This window comes from Bradyrhizobium sp. AC87j1, assembly GCF_002936975.1.
Lineage (GTDB): Bacteria > Pseudomonadota > Alphaproteobacteria > Rhizobiales > Xanthobacteraceae > Bradyrhizobium > Bradyrhizobium shewense.
In genome coordinates this window covers 24,762-44,118 of sequence record NZ_PTFE01000032.1, presented here as the reverse complement: position 1 = coordinate 44,118, position 19,357 = coordinate 24,762, and the positions used below count along the sequence as shown (strand labels likewise).

20 protein-coding genes are annotated in these 19,357 nt (G+C 64.8%); 6 read left to right on the top strand and 14 right to left on the bottom strand.

What is annotated here, in order from left to right:
• Window positions 1–69 precede the first annotated feature (69 nt).
• Together CV770_RS18325 and CV770_RS18320 are read left to right on the top strand one after the other, a co-directional pair.
• A complete protein-coding gene (locus CV770_RS18325; protein ID WP_201759912.1) occupies window positions 70–555 on the top strand; it encodes an outer membrane protein assembly factor BamE in 486 nt (161 codons plus the stop codon).
• A gap of 219 nt (window positions 556–774) precedes the next feature.
• Window positions 775–1,773: a Bug family tripartite tricarboxylate transporter substrate binding protein gene (locus CV770_RS18320; protein ID WP_104463284.1), complete on the top strand. Its 999-nt coding sequence runs from the start codon at window positions 775–777 to the stop codon at window positions 1,771–1,773.
• A gap of 198 nt (window positions 1,774–1,971) precedes the next feature.
• Here the strand turns inward: CV770_RS18320 and CV770_RS18315 are convergent, their stop codons facing one another.
• The 8 genes from CV770_RS18315 to glyA form a co-directional block, all read right to left on the bottom strand.
• The gene (locus CV770_RS18315; protein ID WP_104463283.1) at window positions 1,972–4,092 is read right to left on the bottom strand and encodes a sodium-translocating pyrophosphatase; all 2,121 of its coding nucleotides are present in this window, start codon (window positions 4,090–4,092) and stop codon (window positions 1,972–1,974) included.
• 234 nt (window positions 4,093–4,326) lie between these two features.
• Window positions 4,327–5,367 carry a thiamine-phosphate kinase gene (thiL, locus tag CV770_RS18310; RefSeq protein ID WP_201759911.1) on the bottom strand — a complete coding sequence of 347 codons (1,041 nt, stop codon included), beginning with the start codon at window positions 5,365–5,367 and terminating at the stop codon, window positions 4,327–4,329.
• Between the two features lie 143 nt (window positions 5,368–5,510).
• Entirely contained in the window at window positions 5,511–6,008 is a 498-nt protein-coding gene (gene nusB / locus CV770_RS18305; protein ID WP_018320048.1) for a transcription antitermination factor NusB, read from the bottom strand.
• 4 nt (window positions 6,009–6,012) lie between these two features.
• Entirely contained in the window at window positions 6,013–6,504 is a 492-nt protein-coding gene (ribH, locus tag CV770_RS18300; protein ID WP_091965186.1) for a 6,7-dimethyl-8-ribityllumazine synthase, read from the bottom strand.
• 155 nt (window positions 6,505–6,659) lie between these two features.
• Window positions 6,660–7,283 (bottom strand): riboflavin synthase, encoded by a 624-nt coding sequence (locus CV770_RS18295; RefSeq protein ID WP_091965184.1) that lies wholly within the window; start codon window positions 7,281–7,283, stop codon window positions 6,660–6,662.
• On the bottom strand, window positions 7,283–8,431 hold the full coding sequence (gene ribD, locus CV770_RS18290) for a bifunctional diaminohydroxyphosphoribosylaminopyrimidine deaminase/5-amino-6-(5-phosphoribosylamino)uracil reductase RibD (protein WP_104463281.1): 1,149 nt from the start codon (window positions 8,429–8,431) through the stop codon (window positions 7,283–7,285). Before ribD ends, CV770_RS18295 begins: the two co-directional genes overlap by 1 nt.
• On the bottom strand, window positions 8,428–8,910 hold the full coding sequence (nrdR, locus tag CV770_RS18285; RefSeq protein WP_011087793.1) for a transcriptional regulator NrdR: 483 nt from the start codon (window positions 8,908–8,910) through the stop codon (window positions 8,428–8,430). Before nrdR ends, ribD begins: the two co-directional genes overlap by 4 nt.
• A gap of 15 nt (window positions 8,911–8,925) precedes the next feature.
• Window positions 8,926–10,224 carry a serine hydroxymethyltransferase gene (gene glyA / locus CV770_RS18280; protein WP_091965180.1) on the bottom strand — a complete coding sequence of 433 codons (1,299 nt, stop codon included), beginning with the start codon at window positions 10,222–10,224 and terminating at the stop codon, window positions 8,926–8,928.
• Window positions 10,225–10,556: 332 nt separating this feature from the next.
• Here glyA and CV770_RS18275 point away from each other — a divergent pair, with 332 nt between their 5' ends.
• A complete protein-coding gene (locus CV770_RS18275; RefSeq protein WP_104463280.1) occupies window positions 10,557–10,877 on the top strand; it encodes a hypothetical protein in 321 nt (106 codons plus the stop codon).
• A 41-nt stretch (window positions 10,878–10,918) separates the two neighbouring features.
• On the opposite strand, the gene CV770_RS18270 is transcribed toward CV770_RS18275, so the two are convergent.
• From CV770_RS18270 to CV770_RS18255, 4 genes are all read right to left on the bottom strand, one after another.
• On the bottom strand, window positions 10,919–11,140 hold the full coding sequence (locus tag CV770_RS18270) for a hypothetical protein (RefSeq protein WP_018320042.1): 222 nt from the start codon (window positions 11,138–11,140) through the stop codon (window positions 10,919–10,921).
• A 55-nt stretch (window positions 11,141–11,195) separates the two neighbouring features.
• Window positions 11,196–11,432, bottom strand: a complete 237-nt coding sequence (locus CV770_RS18265; protein ID WP_104463328.1) for a hypothetical protein — start codon at window positions 11,430–11,432, stop codon at window positions 11,196–11,198.
• Between the two features lie 199 nt (window positions 11,433–11,631).
• A complete protein-coding gene (ldtR, locus tag CV770_RS18260) occupies window positions 11,632–12,150 on the bottom strand; it encodes a transcriptional regulator LdtR (RefSeq protein ID WP_018320040.1) in 519 nt (172 codons plus the stop codon).
• 479 nt (window positions 12,151–12,629) lie between these two features.
• Complete coding sequence (locus CV770_RS18255; protein WP_018320039.1) at window positions 12,630–13,130, bottom strand: DUF6163 family protein; 501 nt, start codon at window positions 13,128–13,130, stop codon at window positions 12,630–12,632.
• A 151-nt stretch (window positions 13,131–13,281) separates the two neighbouring features.
• On the opposite strand from CV770_RS18255, the gene hemB reads away from it, so the two are divergent.
• The 3 genes from hemB (at window position 13,282) to CV770_RS18240 (ending at window position 16,033) form a co-directional block, all read left to right on the top strand.
• On the top strand, window positions 13,282–14,343 hold the full coding sequence (gene hemB, locus CV770_RS18250; RefSeq protein ID WP_091965176.1) for a porphobilinogen synthase: 1,062 nt from the start codon (window positions 13,282–13,284) through the stop codon (window positions 14,341–14,343).
• A gap of 251 nt (window positions 14,344–14,594) precedes the next feature.
• Window positions 14,595–15,137 (top strand): RDD family protein, encoded by a 543-nt coding sequence (locus CV770_RS18245; protein ID WP_038950910.1) that lies wholly within the window; start codon window positions 14,595–14,597, stop codon window positions 15,135–15,137.
• Window positions 15,138–15,256: 119 nt separating this feature from the next.
• Complete coding sequence (locus CV770_RS18240; protein ID WP_063194860.1) at window positions 15,257–16,033, top strand: arginyltransferase; 777 nt, start codon at window positions 15,257–15,259, stop codon at window positions 16,031–16,033.
• 36 nt (window positions 16,034–16,069) lie between these two features.
• Here the strand turns inward: CV770_RS18240 and CV770_RS18235 are convergent, their stop codons facing one another.
• Together CV770_RS18235 and CV770_RS18230 are read right to left on the bottom strand one after the other, a co-directional pair.
• A complete protein-coding gene (locus CV770_RS18235) occupies window positions 16,070–17,551 on the bottom strand; it encodes a Dyp-type peroxidase (RefSeq protein WP_104463279.1) in 1,482 nt (493 codons plus the stop codon).
• Window positions 17,548–19,356, bottom strand: a complete 1,809-nt coding sequence (locus tag CV770_RS18230; protein ID WP_104463278.1) for a hypothetical protein — start codon at window positions 19,354–19,356, stop codon at window positions 17,548–17,550. The genes CV770_RS18235 and CV770_RS18230 overlap by 4 nt, the downstream gene beginning before the upstream one ends.
• Window position 19,357 lies beyond the last annotated feature (1 nt).

The following is a 19,357-nucleotide window of genomic DNA, read 5'->3' as shown; positions in this document are numbered from 1 at the left end:
TTGCATTCAGACGCCCAGCCCGGTACTTCAGCGCCTCGCGCGACGCAAGGGGACGGAATCAGTTCCGCTATGACGACAACGAACCAGATCAGCCTGCGCGCGGACAAGCGGCGCGGCCTTCATGCACGCTGGCGCGGCTTGCGCATGCTCGCCGCCGTCGCCCTGGTCGGCGCCGCGCTCACGGGCTGCACCGGCGAGCAATTCCAGAAGGGTTACATCCTGCCGCCCGGCGCGCTGGAGCAGATTCCGATCGGCGCGAGCCAGGACCAGGTGCTGATCGTGATGGGCACGCCCTCCACGGTCGCGACCCTCGACGGCGAAGTGTTCTACTACATCTCGCAGCGCTCGGAGCGCATGGTCGCCTTCATGAACCAGAAGGTGGTCGACCAGCGCGTCATCGCGATCTATTTCGACAAGAACCGGCGCGTGCGGCGCCTCGCGAATTACGGCCTGCAGGACGGCAAGATCTTCGACTTCATCAGTCGCACCACGCCGACGTCGGGCCAGGAGATGAACTACCTCACGCCGCTGTTCAAGCTGCTCAGCTTTAACTGAGTCCCCGGAGCGTTTTCGGGCGAAGCCGGTGACCGGCTCGCATCAGGAAAATGCTTCAAGACAAGCATCCAAAACGCCTTCCAATTCCGCCGGAAGGTATATGGCCCTCGCCTGCGGCGTCGTGCCGCCCTCCGCGCGGCACTGACCGCCGCGCGCGACTTGCCGTCGCATCTGCGGTTTCCTACCCTCCCTGCAAAGAAAGAAGCAGGGAGTGGATTCGTGCCTAAGACTTTGTCCCGACGTCGCGTGCTCACCGGAATGGCCGGCCTTTCGGCCGCAGCGATCCTGCCGCGATCGAGCCTTGCCGACTGGAAGCCGACCGAAAACGTCCGCCTCGTCGTGCCGGCTGCGGCCGGCGGCTCGACCGACGTGTTGGGCCGGCTCCTGGCTGCGCATCTGCAAACCGCCTGGGGCCAGTCGGCTGTCGTGGAAAACCGCTCGGGCGGCGGCGGCACCATCGGCACCGCCGAGGTGGTTCGTGCCAAGCCCGATGGCCACACCATCCTGGTCGGCAATCCCGGTCCGAACGCGATCGCCTACAGCATCTTCAAGAATCTGACCTACAAGCCGGACCAGCTCCAGCCGGTCTCCAACATGATCCGGATCCCGAACATCGTGTCGGCGCATCCGAAGACCGGCATCAAATCGGTCGCCGAGCTGATCGCCTATCTCAAGGCCAATCCGGACAAGCTCAGCTACGCCTCCTCCGGCGTCGGCCAGAGCCCTCACCTCACCGGCGCCTGGTTCCTCCAGCTCACCGGCCTCAAGATGACGCACATCCCGTTCCGCGGCGCGGGCCCCGCGCTCCAGGCCGCGCTGGCCGGCGACATCCAGATCCTGTTCGACAATCTCTATCCGAGCCTGCCGCAGGTGCAGAACGGCACGCTCAACGGTCTGTGCGTCACCACCACCGAGCGCAGCGACCTCGCGAAAGACCTGCCGACCATGCGCGAGAGCGCACCGGAGCTGGCGAATTTCGACGTCTCGTCGTGGTTCTCGGTCTTCCTGCCGAAGGGCGTCTCGCCCGAGGTGTTGAGCGCGCTCAATCTCCAGGTCAAGGCGATGCTGGAGCGCGACGACATCAAGAAGCAGATCGCCGCCATGGGCGCCCGCGCCGACTACGGCACGCCGGAGCAGTTCGCCGCCTTCGTGGATTCCGAGACGAAGAAGTTCGCCGGCATCATCCAGAAGGAAGGGCTGCAGATGGACGTGCAGTAGGACTCGTGTCCCGGACGCGGTGCAGCGTGTAACGCTGCTCCGCTGAGCCGGGACCCAGCCGCGCGAACGTGGACCCCGGATCTGCAGCGCACCACTTCGTGCTGCGCGGCGTCCGGGGAACGCGGATAGAGCGAAGCCTCATAAACAAAAACCCCGCGGCTCGCACCGCGGGGTTTTGTCTTGTCTCGTCTTCGCCGCTCAGTGCGCCAGGATCGCCAGCAGCAGCAAGGCCACGATGTTGGTGATCTTGATCATCGGGTTCACTGCGGGACCCGCCGTGTCCTTGTAGGGATCGCCGACGGTATCGCCGGTCACCGCCGACTTGTGGGCGTCAGAGCCCTTGCCGCCGAAATGACCGTCCTCGATGTACTTCTTGGCGTTGTCCCAGGCGCCGCCGCCCGAGGTCATGGAGATCGCGACGAACAGGCCCGTCACGATGACGCCGAGCAGCATAGCACCGACGGCGGAGAACGCCGCCGACTTGCCGGCCACGCCGCCGCCCGCGATCGCGTAGATCAGGAAGTAGACGACGATCGGCGACAGCACCGGGAGCAGCGAGGGGATGATCATCTCCTTGATCGCCGCCCGGGTCAGCAGGTCGACCGCCTTGCCGTAATCAGGCTTGTCGGTGCCCTGCATGATGCCCGGCTTCTCGCGGAACTGACGCCGGACCTCCTCGACGATCGCACCGGCGGCACGGCCCACCGCGGTCATGCCCATCGCGCCGAACAGGTACGGCAGCAGGCCGCCGAACAGCAGGCCCACCACCACATACGGGTTGTTGAGCGAGAAGTCCGGATTGACGCCGGCGAAGTAGGGATGGCGCGCGGAGTCTGCAACGAAGAACTTGAGGTCCTGGTTGTAGGCCGCAAACAGCACGAGGGCACCGAGACCGGCCGAGCCGATCGCGTAGCCCTTGGTGACCGCCTTGGTGGTGTTGCCGACCGCGTCGAGCGCATCGGTCGACTTGCGCACCTCCTTCGGCAGGCCCGCCATCTCGGCGATGCCGCCCGCGTTGTCCGTCACCGGGCCGAACGCGTCGAGCGCGACGACCATGCCGGCCAGCGCCAGCATGGTGGCGGTCGCGATCGCGATGCCGAACAGGCCGGCGAGGCTATAGGTGACCAGGATGCCGGCGATGATCACGATCGCGGGGAGCGCGGTCGCTTCCATCGAGACGGCAAGGCCCTGGATCACGTTGGTGCCGTGGCCGGTCACCGAGGCCTGGGCGATCGACTTCACCGGCCGATAGTCGGTGCCGGTGTAGTATTCGGTGATCCAGATGATCAGCGCGGTGACGATGAGGCCGACCACGCCGCATTGGAACAGCGCCATGCCGGTATAGTCGACGCCATCAAGCTTGCCGAAGCCGATCAGGCTGTAGATCACGCCGGCGATGCCGATCAGCGACAGGATGCCGGTCGCAATCAGGCCCTTGTAGAGCGCGCCCATGATCGACTGGCTCGGCCCGAGCTTCACGAAGAAGGTGCCGATGATCGAGGTGATGATGCAGATGCCGCCGATCGCGAGCGGCAGCGTCATCATGTTGGCGAGGATCGGCGTCTTGGCGAAGAAGATCGCGGCGAGCACCATGGTGGCGACCGCGGTCACCGCATAGGTCTCGAACAAGTCCGCGGCCATGCCGGCGCAGTCGCCGACATTGTCGCCGACGTTGTCGGCAATGGTGGCCGGATTGCGCGGATCGTCCTCGGGAATGCCGGCCTCGACCTTGCCGACGAGGTCGCCGCCGACGTCCGCACCCTTGGTGAAGATGCCGCCGCCGAGACGGGCGAAGATCGAGATCAGCGAGGCGCCGAAGCCGAGTGCCACCATGGCGTCGATGACGGTACGGCTGTCCGGCGCAAGCTTCAGCGAATGCACCAGGAAGCCGAAATAGAGCGTCACTCCGAGCAATGCGAGACCTGCCACCAGCATGCCGGTGATCGCGCCTGCCTTGAAGGCGAGCTCGAGGCCGCCGGCGAGCGAGGTGGTCGCCGCCTGGGCGGTCCGCACATTGGCGCGGACCGAGACATTCATGCCGATGAAGCCGGCCGCCCCCGACAGGACGGCGCCGATCAGGAAGCCGATGGCGACGTAGATTCCGAGGAAATAGACAAGCAAGAGGAAGATGACCACGCCGACGATGCCGATCGTCGTGTACTGGCGCCGCAGATACGCCTGTGCACCCTCAGCGACCGCTCCCGCGATCTCCTGCATGCGCGGCGACCCCGCATCCGCGCTTAACACCGAAGACGTCGCCCAAATCGCGTAGACGACGGAAAGCACTCCGCAGAGCACTATCAACCATAATGCTGTCATGTGATTTTTGCCTCAGATCCTTGATGTACCCCCGGCGCCTTTTGTTGTCCGTCGAGCGGTGCGGCGCCTTGATTTCGAACAAAGCCGCCCCTTGCCCAAAAGGGGCGGCCTTAGTCGGTAGCAAGCTTGCCAAAATCAAATTGAGGGTGCAACGCCGGATAAGGCCGAAAACGCCGATCTCGGCAGGTATTTAGGCCAAGTGCAGCGAACTAAGATGCCGGTTTGGAGCAATTCCTAGAAGTGGCTGTAGGACAGCCGCCTCAAGACCAATTCCTGGCCCTGCCCGTCCAGGAAACGCGGCCCCTGCTTGCCCGCGACGATCGTGCCGATCGCGGTGACGGCAAGGCCGGCCGCCCGCCCCGCGGCCATCAGCGCATCGACCTGCGCCGGCGGGACGGTGCACAGCACCTCGTAATCGTCGCCCCCCGCAAGCAGCGTCTCGACGCAAGTGACATTGCGAGCGACCAGGCTTGCTGCCGCGGCCGAGAACGGCACGCTGGTTACGTCGACCGTGGCGGAGACCCCGGATGCTGCGCAGAGTTTGGTCAAATCGCCGGCGAGCCCGTCGGAGACGTCCATTGCCGCGGTCGCGTGATCGCGCACGGCCCGTGCCAGCGGGTTGCGCGGCTGCGGCACGCGATAGCGGGAGACCAGGGCTTCCCTTGCAGCGGGATCGGTCGCGAGCGCTGCGGCAGCGGCACCGCCCGTGAGCACGTCGAGGCCGAGCGCGGCGTCGCCGATCGTGCCGGTCACCAGGATGCGATCGCCTGGCCTCGCGCCGGTACGGCCGACCATCCGCCCCTGCGGCACGTGGCCGAAGGCGGTGATCGAGATCATCTGCGGGCCCGGCGTCGAGACCGTGTCGCCGCCGAGCAGCGGACAAGCGAATTCCTTTGCGTCTTCGCCCAGCGCGTCCGCAAAGGGCCGGAGCCAGGCATCCTCCTTGCTCCGAAGCGCCAGTGTCAGCACGAATCCCGCCGGCGTCGCGCCCTTGGCGGCGAGATCGGACAGATTCACCCGCAGCGCCTTGCGCGCGATGGTGTCAGGGGGATCGGTGGCAAGATAGTGCACGCCTTCGACGACGGCGTCGGTGGTAACGACGATTTCGTCGCCGGACGACGACAGCACCGCAGCGTCATCGACCAGACCGAACGCACCGGGATCGGTCGCCAGCGGCTTGAAATAGCGCGCGATGAGGGAGTCTTCGGGGGAGGGCTGTGTTCGGTCCTGTGTCACGATAGCAGACCCGTCATCCCTGCGCGATGGCGAAGCCATCGTCGCTGGAGGTGCAAGCCCTTGCGAGCCTCGAAGGATGTACGGCCGAGGTGCACCTTCAGTGCCACGCCGTCGTCCTTCGAGGCCTCCGCTTCGCTACGGCACCTCAGGATGATGGCTACTGCAGGGGCCATCGACTGTTCCTACCCCCGCCCGAACTCATCGCCGCGAAACTGGCGGCCGATCTGGTCGAGCACGGCGTTGACCATGCCGGTCTCCTCGCGGTCGACGAAGGCGTTGGCGACATCGACATATTCGGAGACGACGACGCGGCCCGGCACGTCCTTGCGGTGCTCCAGCTCATAGGCCCCTGCCCGCAGCACCGCGCGCAGGATCGCTTCGATCCGCTTCAAGGGCCAGCCCTTCGACAGCGCCTCGTCGATCAGGGGATCTAGCTTCTTCTGGTCGCGCACGACGCCCGAGACGACGTCGCGGAAGAAGGCGGCTTCGGCCGGCAGGTAAGTGTCGCCCTCGACCTCGTTGCCGAGCCAATGGCTCTCGAACTCGGCAAAGATGTCGTTGATGCCGGCGCCGGCGATATCCATCTGGTACAGTGCCTGCACCGCCGCGAGCCGCGCCGCGCCGCGCCGGTTCGCCTTCTTCTCGTTAAGTCCTGCCGGCTTCTTGGTGGGATCAGCCATGGCTTCAGGCCCGTGCCATGCGGCGTTTGATGCGCAGCATCGCAAGCGCCGCACGTGCGGCATCGCCGCCCTTGTTGAGCTCGCTGGCCCGCGCCCGCGCCCAGGCCTGCGCCTCGGTGTTGACGGTGAGGATGCCGTTGCCGAGCGGCAGCTTTCGCGCCACGGCAAGATCCATCAGCGCGCGCGAGGATTCCTGCGACACGATCTCGAAATGGATGGTGTCGCCGCGGATTACGCAGCCGAGCGCGATCACCGCGTCATAGGGCTTGTCGTTCGCCGCCGCCGCGTCGATCGCGATGGCGACCGCCGCGGGGATCTCCAGCGCGCCGGGAACCGTGATGACGTCATGCGTCAGGCCGGCCGCCTTCAGCTCGGCGATGGCGCCGTCCAGAAGCGCGTCCTGGAGATCGTCATAGAACCGCGCCTCGACAATCAGCGCCCGTGCGCCGGAAATGTCGGTCTGGTCCTTCAGGGGTGCGCGCCGCGCGTCAGCCATCGTTTAAGATCCGTTCTAGAGGTTGGCGCGTTATGTAGTCGCCGCAGGCACGTAAGCCAAGTTCAAAGACTGTCATTCCGGGGCGCGAAGCGAACCGGGAATCTCGAGATTCCGGGTCTGGTCCTGCGGACCATTCCGGAATGACGGCTCTGCCGTCACTTCATTTCCGTCAGCCGCGCCGCGTAGCGGGCCATCAGGTCGACCTCGATATTGACCTCGTCCCCCGCCTTCCAGCCACCGATCGTCGTGACCGAGAGCGTGTGCGGGATGATCAGCACCGAAAAGGTCACGTCCCTGACCGTATTGACCGTGAGCGAGACGCCGTCGAGCGTGATCGAGCCCTTGGTGGCGATGAAGCGCGCCAGCTCCCGCGTGGTCGAGAGCTCGAACCGCGCCATGTCGGGCAGATCCTCGCGGCTGACGAGGGTCGCAATACCGTCGGCATGGCCGGCGACGATGTGGCCGCCGAGCTCGTCGCCGATCTTGAGCGCGCGCTCGAGGTTGAGCCTGGTGCCGACCTTCCAGTGCTTGGCCGTCGTGAGTGCCAGCGTCTCCGCCGCAGCATCGACGTCATACCAGGTCCTTTGCTTGGAGTCCTTGCCACCTGAGACGCCGGAAGCAACCACAGTCAGGCACACGCCGTTGCTGGCGATCGAGGCACCGTCGGCGATGGTGGTCTGATCGTAGCGGCAGGCGATGCGCAGCCGGTGCAGCTGGCCCTGCGCCACGGGCGTGAAGCTGACGATCTCGCCGATATCGGTGACAATGCCGGTGAACATTACGCGCGCCCGTAGATGGTGAGAGTATCCTTGTCGAATGTTTCGCTAGCATGAACCTTGTAGGCCTGCGACTGCGTGATTTTCGACAGGGGCAATGCATCGAGCGCATCGACGCCGCCACTGCCTACCGCTTCCGCGCCGCGGAACAGCCAGACCTCATCGGCGAGGTCGGCCGCGACGAACGAAGCCGCAACGCGGCTGCCGCCCTCGACCATCAGGCGGGTGATGCCCTTCCCAGCCAGCGCATGCAGCGCGGCCGGCAAATCGAGCCCGGAGGCGCTTGCCGGCGGGATGCGGATCACTTGCGCGCCGGTCGCGCCGAGGCGTGTTGCTGCCGCGGCTTCCGCAAGGTCGGAGCCCATCACCCAGAGCGGCGTCTCGCGCGCGGAGCCTATGAGCTTGCTCCCCCCGGGAATGCGCAGGCTCTGATCGAGCACCACGCGCACTGGCGAGCGCGCCGCCATACCCGGCAGGCGGCAGGTGAGAAGCGGGTCGTCCGCCAGCACCGTTCCGATGCCGACCAGGATGGCATCGCTCTGCGCGCGCAGGAGATGCACGCGATTGCGCGCCGCCTCCCCCGTGATCGCGACCGGCTTGCCGCCGGCGGCGCCGATCTTGCCGTCGGGCGAGACCGCCAGCTTCAGGATCACATGCGGGCGCTTGTCCCGGATGCGACGGAAATGCCCGGCATGGTCGAATGCGGCTTCAGCCGCGCACAGGCCCACATCCACATTGATGCCGGCGGCGCGCAGGCGCGCATGGCCCTGGCCGGCCACTTCCGGATTGGGATCCTCGATCGCCGCCACCACCCGCTTGATGCCAGCGGCGATCACCGCGTCGGCGCAAGGCGGCGACTTGCCGAAATGCGAGCAGGGTTCGAGCGTGACGTAGAGCGTGGCGCCGCGTGCGGCTTCGCCTGCCCGCCGCAGGGCTTCGGGCTCGGCATGCGGGCGTCCGCCTGCCTGGGTCCAGCCGCGGCCGACGATGACACCGTCCTTGACGACGACGGCGCCCACGGCCGGGTTCGGCCAGGTGCGTCCCTGCCCGCGGCGTCCGAGCGCCAGCGCAAGCTGCATGAAACGAAGATCGGCGTCCTTGGCCTCGCGGGCCTTCTGCGCGAACTGATCCTCCAGGATACGGAAGATCATTTGCGGATCGCGGCGAGCCGCGCTTCCTCCTCACCGGAGAGCTCGCCGAGCACGTCGGCAAAATCCTTGGCCTCGCGAAAATTGCGGTAGACTGAGGCGAAGCGCACGTAGGCGACGTCGTCGAGCGTGCGCAGATGCTCCATCACGGTCTCGCCGATCACCTCGGAGGAGATCTCGGCCTCGCCCCCGGTCTCGAGCTCGCGCACGATGGTGGAGACCATCTTCTCCACCCGCTCCGGCTCGACCTGCCGCTTGCGCAAAGAAATCTGCACCGAGCGCATCAGCTTGTCACGGTCGAACGGCACGCGGCGGCCGTTGCGCTTGATCACCGTGAGCTCGCGCAACTGCACGCGCTCGAAGGTGGTGAAGCGGAAATTGCAGGCGACGCACACGCGCCGCCTGCGGATCACGGAAGAGTCCTCGGTCGGACGCGAGTCCTTTACCTGCGTATCGAGACTGTTGCAGTTCGGACAGCGCATCCGCGTGACCCAGCCTTACTGATAGATCGGGAACCGATCGGTGAGCGCCTTGACCCGTTCCTTGATCGCGGCCTCGACCAGCGGCGCCTTGCCGTCGTCCGACTGCGCGATCGCGTTGAGGACCTCGGCAATCATGCCGCCGACCTGCTGGAATTCGGCGACGCCAAAGCCGCGGGTGGTCGCCGCCGGCGTACCCAGACGAATACCGGAGGTGACGAACGGCGACTCGGGGTCGAACGGAATGCCGTTCTTGTTGCAGGTGATGGCGGCACGAACCAGCGCTTTCTCCGAGGCGTTGCCCTTCAGGCCCTTCGGCCTGAGATCGACCAGCATCAGATGGTTGTCGGTACCGCCGGAGACAATGTCGAAGCCGTGGCTCTTCATCGCCTCGGCCAGCGCCTTGGCGTTCTCGACGACGTTCTTGGCGTAGACCTTGAAGTCCGGACGCAGCGCCTCGCCGAAGGCAACCGCCTTGGCCGCGATCACGTGCATCAGGGGGCCGCCCTGCAGCCCCGGGAAGATCGCCGAGTTGAACTTCTTGGTCAGCGTCTCGTCATTCCACAGCATCAGGCCGCCGCGCGGACCGCGCAGCGATTTGTGCGTCGTCGTCGTGGTGATGTGGGCATGCGGCACGGGCGAGGCATGCACGCCGCCGGCGACGAGGCCCGCGAAGTGTGCCATGTCGACCAGGAGGTACGCGCCGACGCTGTCCGCGATCTCGCGGAAGCGCTTGAAGTCCCAGGCGCGCGAATAGGCCGAGCCGCCGGCGACGATCAGCTTCGGCTTGACCTGTTCGGCCTGCTTGGCGACCGCATCCATGTCGATGATCTGGTCCTCGCGGCGCACGGTGTAGTGCGCGGCCTTGAACCACTTGCCGCTCATGTTGACGGGCGAGCCGTGGGTGAGATGGCCGCCGGCCGCGAGGTCGAGACCCATGAAGGTATCGCCGGGCTGCAGCAGCGCCAGGAACACCGCCTGGTTCATCTGGCTGCCGGAGTTCGGCTGCACGTTGGCGAATTTGGCGCCGAACAGCTTCTTGGCGCGGTCGATCGCGAGGTTCTCGGCGACGTCGACCCACTCACAACCGCCATAGTAGCGCGCGCCCGGATAGCCTTCCGCGTATTTGTTGGTCATCACCGAACCCTGCGCTTCCAGCACGGCCCGGCTGACGATGTTCTCGGAGGCGATCAGCTCCACCTCATGGCGCTGCCGGCCGAGCTCGCCCTTGATGGCGGCGGCGATTTCCGGGTCGGCCTGCTCGAGCGGAGCGGCGAAAAACGAATCGGGCGCGGAGGCGGTTTTGGGTGCGGTCATCTTGCGAATATCTCCACCGCCGCAGCCTTTTGGCGGGCTACGGGCGGTCTGGTGTGGCGATCGGAAGCGGCGAGCGCGATCTACCACATCGCCCGCAACAGGCCAAGCATTTGCGGGTCGGGGATCTGAATTGTGCCAGATATGGTGGGAATCGGGGAAATTCGGAGGCGCTGGACCCTAGCCTTGATCCCTGACCGCTGCGAAAGCCGACCCGCAACTATCTAAAATTGCAACTAGAATCAAGCGCACGCAGAAAGAGACAGACTTCCGGCGGGCCAGCGGGCTATAGGATTACCAGCGCGGCTTGGGCCGTTAGGGGACCGTGGAGCACAATGTCAGGCAAGATCGAGCACTGCGTGAAGGTGCACGTCCCTTTGTCGAACCCCGGTCGTGGAACAGCCGAGGAACGCGCTTCCATTCACAGTGTCTCCGACAGGCTCCAAGACGCAATCGTTTTGCAGGAAGTCGGCGAATTTGATGGCGACGAGTTCGGGGGCGGCGAATGCCAGCTGTTTATGTACGGCCCAGATGCAAATGCACTTTTCGAGGCAATCCTCCCGATCTTGAGCAGTTGGCCAGCTCTCAAAGGAGGATACGCCGTGAAAAGGTTTGGTCCTCCCAGATCACGGACCGAAAAGGTCAAGTTCGACTAGAGCTGCGGCCGATCTGGGTGCCGTAGTCCCGCCTCCCCCTCCTACAACCCGGTGTACCCCGCCTTCACAGGGTCCACGCTGCCGTCGAGCTGGCGCAGATAGGTCAGGCCGCAAACCGTCAACCGGTGGGTGTCCTTCTCGCCGGCTTCCATCAGGATGTTGAGATAGTTCGTGACCTTCTCCCTCGCCTCCTCGCTGGCCGCGGCGGTGCGGTTGGCGAGCAGGTCATAGGTCTGCATGATGCGGTCGATGGCGGCTTCCATGGCACCCTCTGGTTCGTGCGATATTCTGGGTTCGTCGGTATTTTGGGACTGTTGATCAGGCAACCCCGCGGGCCTCGGCCTGCGCCTGGAACCGGGCGATCGCCGTGTTGGCGAGCCGGATCTTGTTGAACTCCCCGTTCTGGAGCAGCTTGATGATGATCCCGAGCAGGCGTTCGTCGGTGACGAGCGTATCGGGAATTGCGCCGGAACGGCGAAGGTAGTTCGCGGCGATGGCGTAGGCCTCGCTCACGAGTTCCACGTTCATCGCCTGCAGCCCGCGCTCGACCAGCATCGACATTTCTCCGATCCGAAGGAGATAAGCGCCAAGCCCGGAACAGGTTCCTCGGGTCGCAAAATTTTCTTCGCAGGTGCAAAATGCAAAACGCACCGGTCCGGGGGCAACTCCGGGCCGGCGCGCTGGGGAAGTTGAGGCACGTTCGGGCGGCTTGCCGGTCTTGTTGAGGGCCGGCTTGGCCTTATCCCTTGGAAACTCAGAGCCGATAGAGGATCTGGTCGGTCCAGAACCGCTCGAGGCGGTGCAGCGACTTGTTGAGGGTCGAGAATTCCTCGCCCGAGATGCCGCCGACCTGCTCCACCGTCTTGACGTGCTTCTGGTAGAGCGCATCGACGATGCGGCGGACTTCCTGGCCCTGCGGGGTCAGGCGAATGCGAACCGAGCGGCGATCGACGCGCGAGCGCTGATGATCGAGGAAGCCGAGCTCGACGAGCTTCTTCAAATTGTAGGAGACGTTGGAGCCGAGATAGTAACCGCGCGTGCGCAGCTCGCCCGCGGTCAGCTCCTTGTCGCCGATGTTGTAGAGCAGGAGAGCCTGCACCGAGTTGATGTCCGCGCGGCCGCGGCGATCGAATTCGTCCTTGATCACGTCGAGGAGCCGGCGATGCAGCCGCTCCACCAGAGTCAAAGCTTCCAGATAGAGCGACTGCACCGAACCCTGCTGGCCGGAGACGCGCTCTGCGGTATCTGCCGCAGTTGCGACGGCTTTCATCATGACACTTCCCCTGTTGTCGTTTTTATCGACACTTATTCGACGAAACTTGTGTCCCGTCTGATAGGTGCAACTTAAGGGGCTCGTTTGAAGATCGGCTTAAATAAGAGAATAAAGAGATCATGAATTTAAGACAGTGAATTGCGGATTAAGCCTGTGCCACAAGCACTTTTCGCAACGCTCTGTTGACCTTCGCAAGGTCCTGTTCACCCTCCGTCCGCCGCAACTGTCGCATTCCAGAACAGGCCCGCTCCGTTTCGAAACGGGCGCGTAACGGCTGTGGCGGAACCGGCTGGTCAACGAAAACTTACCGCAAATTTTAGGCAACCATCGGTCAACCAAACCGGTACAACTCCGCGCCTCCGCTCTCGTGTCCCAGGGCTGAACAGATCGTAGGATGGGTAGGGCGAAGCGAAACCCATCGATGCAGGCGCAAGTCAGTGATGGGTTTCGCTTCGCTCTACCCATCCTACAAGAGATCGCTACGGCGGCCGTTCGCGCGCGGCCATCCAGGCGAGCGCGAGATAGGCGGCGAGCATGAAGGCTTCGACGCCGACGACGATCAGGCTGCCGCCGTAGATTCCCGGGAACATCAGCTCGATCACCGCCATCGACACCACGGTGGTGAGCCACACCACCGCGCCCCAGGGCGTTGCCAGCCACAGGCCGACCGCGGCGACGAGCTCGATCACGGCGAAGTAGACGGTCGCCGCCTGCCAGGCCATCGACTGGTTCTCGAACGCCTCGTCCTCGCCGCCGACGAAGCCCGTCACCTGCGCCCAGTGATAGAGACCCTTCAGGATCGAGAGCAGCGCCATCACCCGCAGGAACAGCACGAGGCGGCGCGTCCAGACATTGTCGTCGGACTCCGAGCGCTCCGACGAGATCGCAGCCACCGACATCGCGCTGTCTCTGGCACTGTCTCTGACGGCGTCCCTGGGACTGCCGTCACGGGCCGCATCGCGGGTGGAGATCTCGGACATGGCCCCCTTCTGGCTGCTTCGGCCCGCAAAATCAATCGGCGGCCCAAGCTCGACTGCCAGGTCAGCTCAATTCTGCCTTGCGGCAGGTCAAGCCGCGGTGACGGGAACCATGCGAGCTGGTATAAGAATAATTCCAGCCGGAGGAAGAGTGATGGCAATTAAATACGGACGTCCGATCGAACTGCGCGAGGTTTCGCGCCGCGAGGGAGCGGCGGTGCCCCACGCCCTCGATCTGACCGTCCGCCCGCGCCGCAACCGCAAGGCCGAATGGGCCCGGCGGATGGTGCGCGAGAACGTCCTCACCACCGACGATCTGATCTGGCCGCTGTTCCTGATCGACGGCCACAACAAGCGCGAGCAGGTCGCCTCGATGCCCGGCGTCGAGCGCCTCAGCGTCGACCAGGCCGTGCGCGAGGCCGAGCGCGCCATGAAGCTCACCATCCCCTGCCTCGCGCTGTTTCCCTACACCGAGCCGTCCTTGCGCGACGAGGAAGGCTCCGAAGCGACCAATCCGAACAATCTGGTCTGCCAGGCGGTGCGCGCAATCAAGAAGGAGTTTCCGGAGATAGGCATCCTCTGCGACGTCGCGCTCGACCCCTTCACCAGCCACGGCCATGACGGCCTGATCTCGGACGGCAGGATCTTGAATGACGAGACGGTCGCCGTGCTGGTGCGTCAGGCGCTGGTGCAGGCCGAAGCCGGCTGCGACATCATCGCGCCATCCGACATGATGGACGGCCGCGTCGCCGCGATCCGCGAGGGGCTGGACCGCACCGGCCTGCTCGACGTGCAGATCATGGCCTACGCCGCCAAATACGCTTCCGCCTTCTACGGCCCGTTCCGCGACGCCATCGGTTCGGCCAAGACGCTGACCGGCGACAAGCGCACCTATCAGATGGACAGCGCCAACACCGACGAAGCGCTGCGCGAGGTCGAGCTCGACATCACCGAGGGCGCCGACATGGTGATGGTGAAGCCCGGCATGCCCTATCTCGACGTCGTCCGCCGCGTGAAGGATACGTTCGCCATGCCGACTTTCGCCTATCAGGTCTCGGGCGAATACGCGATGATCGCAGCCGCCGCCAACAACGGCTGGCTCGACGGCGAGCGCGCCATGATGGAAAGCCTGCTGGCCTTCAAACGCGCCGGCGCCGATGGCGTGCTGAGCTACTTTGCGCCGAAGGCGGCGGAGAAGCTGCGCGCGCAGGGGTAAGGTGCCGTAGGGTGGGCAAAGCGAAGCGTGCCCACCATCGCGCAAGATAGCGGGCAATGGTGGGCACGGCGCTACGCGCCTTTGCCCACCCTACGGCACCGGTTTCCTGCGCGTCAGCGCCGCGCCCCACCGCCCCCGAATCGCCGGAATATTTCGGCTTGTTAACGTCCCTGCGCCCTTGGCACGGGGATGGCCTGTTCCCATGTCCTGCTTGAGGGTTTTCCCTCTGTTTCCCTCTGGGAGGACGGATCATGTCGTACGACTCGGGCAATTCGGGCGCCTGGCGCAATGACGGCGGGGCGCAGCCGCACGCCTACGACCCCTATCTGCACCCGGAGCTATTCCGCGGCGTTGCAACGCGGCGCGTGTTCGCCTTCCTGATCGACATGGTCGTCATCTCGGTGCCTGTGATCCTCGGTTACATCTTCATCGCATTGTTCGGCGTGGTCACGCTCGGCATCGGCTGGGCGCTGTTCTGGCTGGCCTGGCCGGCCTCCGTGATCTGGGCCATCGTCTATTACGGCGCCTGCATTGGTGGCCCCTCCTCCGCGACGATCGGCATGCGGGTGATGGATCTGGAGCTGCGCACTTGGTACGGCGCGCCGGGCTATTTCGTGCTCGGCGCCACCCATGCCGTGCTGTTCTGGGTGTCGGTCTCGTTCCTGACGCCCTTCGTGGTGCTGCTCGGCCTGTTCAACGGCCGCCGGCGCCTGCTGCAGGATTTCGTGCTGGGAACGGTCGTGATCAACAATTCCGTCCGCGCGCCGGTGCCGCAGGCCGCAAGAACCTGGTGATCAAGAACCTATCAACCTGGATCCTCTAAGCTGACTGATCTGACCTGCCGAGCAGACCAATTGACCGGGGGCTTCCGTAGCGCGATGCTGATACTCACTTCGGAGGCCCACGACGTCCCTTGACCCAGCACTCGCGCGATACCCCCCAATTTTACCTTACGGCGCCGTCCCCCTGCCCGTATCTGCCGGGTCGGCATGAGCGCAAGGTGTTCACGCACCTCGTGGGAGAGCGCGCCGGTGACCTCAACGACCTCCTGACCCATGGCGGCTTCCGCCGCAGCCAGTCGATCGCCTACCGGCCGGCCTGCGACCAGTGCCGCGCCTGCGTCTCGGTCCGGGTCGTCGCCAACGAGTTCCGCCCCTCCCGCAACTTCCGCAAGGTGATGGCGCGCAACGCCGACATCATCGGCGAGCAGCGCAGCGCGGTGCCGACCTCCGAGCAATATTCGGTGTTCCGGGCCTATCTCGACGCCCGCCACCGCCATGGCGGCATGGCCGACATGACCGTGCTCGACTACGCCATGATGGTCGAGGACAGCCACGTCGAGACCCGCATCATCGAATACCGCAAGCGCGGTCCCGACAGCGGCATCACCGGCCGCGGCGAGGAGCTGATCGCGGTCGCGCTGACCGACGTGCTCAGCGATGGCTTGTCGATGGTCTATTCGTTCTTCGAGCCGGGCCAGGTCAGCCGCTCGATGGGCACCTTCATGATCCTCGACCACATCGCCCGCGCCCGTCGGCAAGGGTTGCCCTACGTCTATCTCGGCTACTGGATCGAGGGCTCGAAGAAGATGGACTACAAGGCCCGCTTCCTGCCGCAGCAGCGCCTCGCGCCCTCAGGCTGGCTGCGCATCGACGCGCAGGGCGATGCGGCGTCCGAGCCGCAGGATTGACCCTCACGATTGCCCTTTCCGGCCCCGCGCAGGCTTTCAGCGCGCCAAGGCTGCGACGGCCTCTGAGTCGACCGCTTTCGAACTTCCCTCGCGGCCGAGGATGAATTTGAGCGCAGAGATGCCGGGAAGGAAGAAGTAGCCTCCCCCCAGCGTCTGCGTAAACGCGGCCAGGGACACTTCCTCGCCGCTTGCCAATCCCGGCATGGAGAAGCTCCTGGTGGCGGCCGGCTTGCCGACGAGAGGATCGTCCGCGTCGAGCAGACAGACGAACCGGGGATTTCGCAACCAGCGCTGGTAGATGAACTCGAACTGCCGCTCGAGATCCGCGTTGCACGCGATGAAGAAGATGCCCTTGCGCGGCTTTTCGTTCGCAACCTCCTCGCGATAGGGCCGACCTCGGCGCAGCAGCCGGTGCAGCTTGACCGACTTGATGCTCGATTGCAGGTCGATGCCGAGCGTATCCCTCGGATTGACCCGGCGGATATGGGCTCCCTTCGGACAGCCAAAGCCGTTCGCGTCGTCGACACGAAAGCGAAATGCATCGGCTTCCGAATCCGAAATCGAAACGTCGGGATCGCCCTGCCACGACAATGGCTTTCCATTCCTTCGACGGCCCATCACCTTCTCGCAGACGGCCTGGCCGTATACCGCTTCAAATTTCGCGAACGCATCGACATCCTGCTCGATCTGGCGAACCGCGAGATAGGTCCCGTTCAGCGCGAAGCGGCCGCTCGTATACGCGGCGTCGCCCGGCCATCGCTTGACGTTGGGGCAATAGGTCAGCTCGTCATATTCGTTGCGATAGCCCAGGATGAATTCGCCCGGAGCGACGACGCGATCCTCATACAGGATGCCGGCATCCAGCCTGACCTGCCTGCGCTCGGCGCCGCGCTCTTCCCTGAGCTCGCTGATCACGGGCTGCGCGAGGCCATCGCGAAAGCCGAAGGACTCGTACAATCTTTCTTCCTCGTCGCCCGCCTTTTGCTGGAAGGCGCAGGGATCGTTGTCGATCTTGATGACATCGAACACGCTGGGATCAGGATCCAGTTCTGCTGACTTCTCCGGCGCGCTCGCCATCTCGGCAGCACTGCGTCGCTTTCTCCATTCGGCAACCAGGACATGCACGGGACCGCCGGCACCGCTTTCAACATCGGACCAGCGCCATTCTCGCGGGCTGTCCCTCAACAGCAACGCGCGCAGGTCGCAGCCCATGCCGCTGCTGAACGGGGACGGGAACGGATGCGCGGCAGTCTCATCGCATCCGAGCTTTGCCAGTCCCAAATAGCTGAAAGCGATCGCGACGGCATCGTCGACGGGGTGCTTCCTCGATTCCCTAACATCGGCGGCACTGACGACCAGCTTCTTGTCGACGAGCCCTGCGAGCCACGCTCGGGCATCGTCCTCGCGGCCCGCCTTGATCGTCAGCAGCCAGAAGCGGCTGGTCTTCAACCAGCCAAAGCCGCTTCCGAGCATTCCCTGAATGTCCTTGAGCTGTTCGGAGAGATGCGAAGCCTTCATGTTTCGATCGCCCTCATGATGAAGTCGTCGTTCCTGTCGTTACGCTCGCCGAACAGGGCGTCGCGCAGCCCGGTCGCGAGGTCGATCTCCTCGATCGTCGCGTTGCACGCGTCGAAGCGATACATGTGCGGAAGCATGCTGTCGCGGGCGTAGGACTTGAATTTCAACTCGCACTTCACGCCGCGAAAAAGCACGAAACGCGTCGGCGGAAAATCGCGCGGCGTCTTGATGTCCGGTTGCCCGACCGCCGCCGATCCCCTCGGCCTCAGCGTCGTCCATCGCCAGGCCAACGTGGTCCCGATCGTCGCGCCGTTGATGAAATCGTCGAGGTAACCGCCGAAATTGCCGTCGTAGTTCGAGCAGAATAGAAAGCGCCGACCGTCCTCGATAACGTGCCAATGGCCGAAATGGATACCCGGTGCATCACCGAGCCGCCCCTCGGTGAAGAACACCCGCCCAAAGAACGTCACGACGCGCAGGGACACGCGGATCCACCAGGCGCTCCAGCCGTTCGGGCTGCGGATATCGGTCAGGCTGATCATGTGCGCGGTCCCGCTGGCCAACAGCGCTTCGCACTGGTCGATTGACGGATGGACTTGCTGGGCCCGGGTGACATCCTCTTCGTAGGGATGAAAGAACCACTTGCTCAAGGCCTCAAACCGGCGATTGATCCAGGAGAAGAAGGTCCCGATGCAGAGCAGCGCGGCGATCGCGAGCACGCCGAAGAGCGCGAGCTCCCATCCCGGAACCCGCGCGGTCAAAGCCGTGATCCCTTCCATGATCGGCTTGGGATAGAAGACGAAGACCACCGCACACACCAAAATGGCGAGGAGCAACGGCACGCCCACGATCCAGCCGACAACACGGGTGGAGAATGACGACCACGTCTCGGTCGGCCGTTCGAGTTCGCGGCGGACGCTGTCTACCCAGCGCCGCCAGGGCGCGAACAGGGCCGGCAGCGCGACCAGGAGCAGCCATCCCAGGAACAGCAGCGCGACAAAGGCAAGCAGTGCCCTGACGCTCGCCCACACGATCCACATGCTCACACGGCTGATGACGTCCACCACGGACTGCACATCGGGCCAGGATGCGCCGACGAACCAGGTGATCGCGCCGAACAATCCCTTCGGCAGCGCACCCACGAGCCAGACCAAGGCCAGCCACAAGCCGAAAACCACGAGCCCATAGCCGACCTTTGCCGAGATGCTTGCACCCTTCCCGCGCCAATAGGACCGCGGCGCAGGCTGCATCGCCCAGTCGAAGCGCGGGTCCTGGAAGGCCCGCTGCGCCAGCGCAAGCGCGAATGATGCACGGTCATCGCCGTACATGGCCTTCAACCTGCGCCCCTCGTCCCGGGTCCAAATCAGGAGATCGCGCTCCTTCCTGATCTGCCGGGCCGTTCGGTCGCGAGGACCGACGAAGCCGCCATCGGCGAGACTGAGCCACCCGATCAGCTTGTCGAACAATTGCCCGTTGCGCGCGCTCACCAGCGGAGGTCCGCCGCCGGGCCAATAGGAGCTGAAGAGCGACCACATTGCGCCGCTGGGATGATGGACCAGCCTGTACAGCATGTCCTTGGGATCGATGCCTTCCTCGACGGCAAGCTCGAGCATCAGCAGCGGCGCCTGCTCCTCTGCGTCCGTGCGCGCCGGCAACAGTGCGATGGACGCGAACTGAATGACTGCAACATCCTCAAACAGTGCGTTCAGCGCGGACTGCATGTCTCCCGAGTCCGAAAAATCCACCGCGCCGCGCCAGCCTGGCGCAATGATGCAGATCATCTGCTGCCGGACCATTTCGAGCATG

Bases quoted from the DNA above. Each gene is read 5' to 3' on its own strand.
- CV770_RS18325 (WP_201759912.1), top strand. From the start codon at position 70: ATGACGACAACGAACCAGATCAGCCTGCGCGCGGACAAGCGGCGCGGC.
- nusB (WP_018320048.1), bottom strand. From the start codon at position 6,008: ATGGCTGATCCCACCAAGAAGCCGGCAGGACTTAACGAGAAGAAGGCG.
- ribH (WP_091965186.1), bottom strand. From the start codon at position 6,504: ATGGCTGACGCGCGGCGCGCACCCCTGAAGGACCAGACCGACATTTCC.
- thiL (WP_201759911.1), bottom strand. From the start codon at position 5,367: ATGGCTTCGCCATCGCGCAGGGATGACGGGTCTGCTATCGTGACACAG.
- CV770_RS18235 (WP_104463279.1), bottom strand. From the start codon at position 17,551: ATGAAGGCTTCGCATCTCTCCGAACAGCTCAAGGACATTCAGGGAATG.
- CV770_RS18275 (WP_104463280.1), top strand. From the start codon at position 10,557: ATGTCAGGCAAGATCGAGCACTGCGTGAAGGTGCACGTCCCTTTGTCG.
- glyA (WP_091965180.1), bottom strand. From the start codon at position 10,224: ATGACCGCACCCAAAACCGCCTCCGCGCCCGATTCGTTTTTCGCCGCT.
- ribD (WP_104463281.1), bottom strand. From the start codon at position 8,431: ATGATCTTCCGTATCCTGGAGGATCAGTTCGCGCAGAAGGCCCGCGAG.
- CV770_RS18315 (WP_104463283.1), bottom strand. From the start codon at position 4,092: ATGACAGCATTATGGTTGATAGTGCTCTGCGGAGTGCTTTCCGTCGTC.
- nrdR (WP_011087793.1), bottom strand. From the start codon at position 8,910: ATGCGCTGTCCGAACTGCAACAGTCTCGATACGCAGGTAAAGGACTCG.
- CV770_RS18270 (WP_018320042.1), bottom strand. From the start codon at position 11,140: ATGGAAGCCGCCATCGACCGCATCATGCAGACCTATGACCTGCTCGCC.
- CV770_RS18230 (WP_104463278.1), bottom strand. From the start codon at position 19,356: ATGCTCGAAATGGTCCGGCAGCAGATGATCTGCATCATTGCGCCAGGC.
- CV770_RS18255 (WP_018320039.1), bottom strand. From the start codon at position 13,130: ATGTCCGAGATCTCCACCCGCGATGCGGCCCGTGACGGCAGTCCCAGG.
- CV770_RS18295 (WP_091965184.1), bottom strand. From the start codon at position 7,283: ATGTTCACCGGCATTGTCACCGATATCGGCGAGATCGTCAGCTTCACG.
- ldtR (WP_018320040.1), bottom strand. From the start codon at position 12,150: ATGATGAAAGCCGTCGCAACTGCGGCAGATACCGCAGAGCGCGTCTCC.
- CV770_RS18265 (WP_104463328.1), bottom strand. From the start codon at position 11,432: ATGCTGGTCGAGCGCGGGCTGCAGGCGATGAACGTGGAACTCGTGAGC.
- hemB (WP_091965176.1), top strand. From the start codon at position 13,282: ATGGCAATTAAATACGGACGTCCGATCGAACTGCGCGAGGTTTCGCGC.
- CV770_RS18245 (WP_038950910.1), top strand. From the start codon at position 14,595: ATGTCGTACGACTCGGGCAATTCGGGCGCCTGGCGCAATGACGGCGGG.